At 36.6% G+C, this 1,168-nt stretch carries 2 protein-coding genes; both read right to left on the reverse strand.

Features of this window, described 5'->3' with window-relative positions:
- Positions 1-23: 23 nt before the first annotated feature.
- Positions 24-986 (reverse strand): ISAon1 family transposase, encoded by a 963-nt coding sequence (locus tag FLS47_RS17615; RefSeq protein ID WP_449441410.1) that lies wholly within the window; start codon positions 984-986, stop codon positions 24-26.
- 13 nt (positions 987-999) lie between these two features.
- Positions 1,000-1,152 carry an ISAon1 family transposase N-terminal region protein gene (locus FLS47_RS19200; RefSeq protein ID WP_449441411.1) on the reverse strand — a complete coding sequence of 51 codons (153 nt, stop codon included), beginning with the start codon at positions 1,150-1,152 and terminating at the stop codon, positions 1,000-1,002.
- Positions 1,153-1,168 lie beyond the last annotated feature (16 nt).

A 1,168-nucleotide genomic window follows, 5' to 3' on the forward strand; every position in this document is an offset into this window, starting at 1 on the left:
GGATCATGTACAAAACCTGTGGACTAAGCAAATAACTTAGTCAATCTGAATAAGAAAAAATTGATATCACGAACCCCTCTAAACTGACTTCTGAATGCTTTTATTTTTGCATTAAAAGATTCTGCTGAAGCATTGGTACTTCTGTTATCAAAGTAGTTTAGAATCTTTTTGTGATGCGTATTTATAGTTCTTGACACGGTATTGAAAGACTTGAACCCAGCTTGCTCTACCTTCTCAGCCCATTTAGCTAGTCGTGTAAAAGCATATATTTTATCTACAGTTGTGTTGTATATCCAAGATAGTTCTTGACATAATTTGTAAGCCTTTTGAATTTCAGTATAGCGTTCAAATAGTAAACTAGCTCTTTCCTTTTGTTCTACTGTCCATTTATGTTCACTTTTATAGAGTAAATAGCGACTTCTAGCTAGCATTTGCTTTATAGTATCGCCATTTGATAGGATTTCTGGACAGTAAGTTTCTTTCCTTTTTTTAGCGTCTTCAATGGCAATATTTTCTTCATCAATAGCTTCCCAACGGTGTTTTATCCGGATTTCTTGAAGTGCCTCAGTTGCCAATTGCTGCACATGAAAGCGATCAATAACCTGCACTGCATTAGCAAAACACTTCTTAGCTATAAGCCCCATATTACCAGCTAAGTCAAGTGTTATTTCCCGTACTTTGTTGCGTAATCGGAGTGGAATTTGTTGAAGCACAGGGATAATACTATCGGATTTAGTTCCTTTGAGAATTGCAACTATAGTCCCTTTCTTTCCGTGAGCTTCTTTATTAGTTACCACCGTATAAAGTTCACCATGAGAAAGACTGGTTTCATCAATGGAAAGACTACTACCTATATTCTTTGGAAATATTAGCCCTTCCTGTGCATTTTCGCGATGGGCCCACTGTTGAAAACCACTGAGTTTATTACGGTAATATCGCCTTAATTTATTGGCGGATATACCATAAAATGAGCTAATAGTTTCGATGCTATGCGCTTGATTATCCGCTGATACCTTTTAAAAAAGCCGCGAAATCTGATGTGACACGCGTTCCTTTTGCTACTAAATTCCAATCCCTATAAACTACCTTACCAGTATCTTGATTGAGCCATCTTCGACGTTTAACATGTAAATAAACTTGCTGACCACGAATAGGAAAATCTTGTAAA

This window comes from Sphingobacterium cavernae (assembly GCF_008520265.1).
GTDB classification, from domain to species: Bacteria; Bacteroidota; Bacteroidia; order Sphingobacteriales; family Sphingobacteriaceae; genus Sphingobacterium; species Sphingobacterium cavernae.